This window comes from Aeromonas sp. QDB39, from assembly GCF_027707585.1.
Lineage (GTDB): Bacteria > Pseudomonadota > Gammaproteobacteria > Enterobacterales > Aeromonadaceae > Aeromonas > Aeromonas hydrophila.
Genome location: NZ_JAPCIV010000014.1, coordinates 1 through 2842, shown reverse-complemented (window position 1 = coordinate 2842; position 2842 = coordinate 1). Strand labels below are relative to the sequence as shown.

Here is a 2842-nt window from a genome sequence, read left to right as displayed (position 1 = left end):
TCGTGGTGCCCGGACCGTCCGCGCCATAGCTCGGCACCGCCGCTGCCAGGAACGCCGCCGCAAAGCTGCCGGTCGCCGTGTCACTGGCCGACCCGATGGTCTGTGCATCCTGGGTGGTCAGGGTGATGCCACCGTCCGCCACCGCATTGATGGTCACGCTGGGGCCGTCATCTTCAAAGCGGAACACGCCGTTGGCGCCCAGATCCACCGCCGCACTGGCGCTGTCGCCATCGGCATCGGTCACGGTCTGCACCAGGGTCAACACGCCCTGACCCAGCGTCAGCGCCACGCTGTCATCCGCATTGGTGGTGTCGCCGTGCCAGACGTTGTCCAGCAGGGCCAGGGTCACTTCCCCGGTGGTCGGGTTGATGGTCAGGGTGAAGTAGTCCACCCCACCCGCGCTGCCAGTGATGACGTTGCCCACCTGATTGAGCACAATGGCGGCACCCTGGCCGTTGGCCGCGGCCGGATCGACCGCATACAGGCCGCTCGCCACGTTGTTGCCGGTCAGCGCCAGGCTGTAGCCGATGCTGCCCGCCCCGTCAGCCCCGAAGGCCGGGTTGAACTGGGCCTGCACAGTGGCCGCACTCAGGGTGGCACTGGCCACCCCGTCAGTGCCAACGCCACCCAGGCTGACCAGGCTTTCATCCACGCTCGCCCCCAGGCTCGGCGCTTCCACCGCCAGCCCGGCCCGCGGGCCGTCATCCTCGAAGCGGAACACGCCGTTGGCGCCCAGATCTACCGCCGCACTGGCGCTGTCGCCATCGGCATCGGTCACGGTCTGCACCAGGGTCAACACGCCCTGCCCCAGCGTCAGCGCCACGCTGTCATCCGCATTGGTGGTGTCGCCGTGCCAGACGTTGTCCAGCAGGGCCAGGGTCACTTCCCCGGTGGTCGGGTTGATGGTCAGGGTGAAGTAGTCCACCCCACCCGCGCTGCCAGTGATGACGTTGCCCACCTGATTGAGCACGATGGCCGCACCCTGGCCGTTGGCCGCGGCCGGATCGACCGCATACAGGCCGCTCGCCACGTTGCTGCCGGTCAGCGCCAGGCTGTAGCCGATGCTGCCCGCCCCGTCGGCCCCGAAGGCCGGGTTGAATTGGGCCTGCACAGTGCCCGCGCTCAGGGTGGCGCTGGCCACCCCGTCGCTGCCAACGCCACCCAGGCTAACCAGGCTTTCATCCACGGACACTGCGCCCAATCCTTCAGAATTGGTAGTAAGGGTGACACTGGGAACATCATCCAGAATGACCACATCCAGGCTGCCGCTGGTATTGTCACCATCGGTATCAACCAGTACGACGCTGAAACTCTCACTAAGCGAGTTGTCATCGGCAGGTTGGGTGTGGGTTTCACTTCCCCCCAGGGTGTAGCTGTAGTTCACGCTACCCGTGCCGGTCACGGGATTGTAATTAATGCCGGTAACGATCAGTTGGTTACCTAGTGGGCTGGTAATTGTTTGCGGGAAGGCTGTAACAGCTTGCCCGTTGGTGACCAAGGCGACGCCTCCCAGTGTCAGACTCTGCACACCATCGGCTGCACTGAAGGTAAAAGTACCGCTCTGAGTCACAGCGGCTGCATTCGGATTACTCCCTCCTGCCAATGAGGCTTCATTTAATGTCAGTTCTCCCCCCTCCAGCTGCAGACCGGCAAGCTCAACCGGCTCATCAACAGGAGTGATCGTGATTGTCAATATGGACTGTACTGAATCTGTGCCATCTGTCACGGTATAACTCACCGCCGGGACAGGACCGTCATAATTGGTGGCGGGCGTAAATTGATAACTACCATCTGCATTAACCAGCAGGGTACCGACCCCTGCCAGAGTGACGGGGGTGCCCAGAATCGAGTTGGCAACCCCACCCCAGCTAAATCCGGTGACAGCAGCAGCCTGAGGCCCATCATTATCGACGGTGTTATCAAGCAAATTGCCCGATACCGTCGCATCCTCCGTCACCACGACGTTCTCACCCTGATCAGCAAGATCATTGACTGGCGTGATAGTGAGTTCCAAGGTGGATTGGACCGTATCGGTGCCATCGGTAACCGTGTATACGACAGGGGGAACAGCACCGTCGTAGTTGGGAGCCGGGGTGAATGTGAAGCTGCCATCGCCATTGACGACAAGCGTACCGATCCCGTCGATTGTCACACTGGTTCCGACAGCCAAATTGGCGTTGCCTCCCCAGCTGAAGAGCAGAACCGACGCAGCTGACGGCCCATCGGTATTGACCGTGTTATCCAGCAAATTGCCATTCAATACACCGTCTTCCGCAACAACCAGCTGCTCGCCCTGATCCGTCAGTTCATTGACCAGCAAGGGCTCTACTACTTGTTGTGTATCTAAAACCGGCTCTGTCTGATATGTGGTGTCAAAGCCTGCGGCAGCAATAGTTGCATCACCAATACGGTCAATCGTGACAAAGCCACCATTGCCACTGGCACCGGCTACACCACCGATCCCGCCACCACCACCGGCGGCAGGTGCCCCACCGGCAGCAGAAGCTTCAAAGTTTTGTGTCGGGTCTACCCCTTGCAGAATTGATTTTTGCAATGCAGCGATATCAGGAGAAGCCGCAGTACCCGCATCAGGGGCTTGAGGTTGACCAGGGGCTGGTGCGTCATGAGCGGGAGCATCTGGAGTAGCTGCAGCAGGAGAATCGTCATAGGGAGCCAATACCAGTTTGGCGTCATCTGCAATATTAAGCTTGGCTCCCGGTTGGAGGATCTCGCCCTTTTGCAATGGGCGGCTGCTTCCATCTGCCAGGGTAATCCCCCCGAAAAACCAGGGTGCTCATAAGTAGAATTTTCCCGTACCTTGAACGCAGGAGGTTCTACATGA

At 60.5% G+C, this 2842-nt stretch carries 1 protein-coding gene and 1 pseudogene; both read right to left on the bottom strand.

Annotation, left to right across the window (positions count from 1 at the left end; genetic code table 11):
• Positions 1-1192, bottom strand: a 1192-nt coding sequence (locus PG899_RS09925) for a DUF5801 repeats-in-toxin domain-containing protein (protein WP_270697355.1), incomplete at its 3' end; no start/stop codon positions are given.
• A gap of 543 nt (positions 1193-1735) precedes the next feature.
• Positions 1736-2743 (bottom strand): annotated as a pseudogene (locus PG899_RS09920) (retention module-containing protein); the annotation flags it as partial.
• Positions 2744-2842 lie beyond the last annotated feature (99 nt).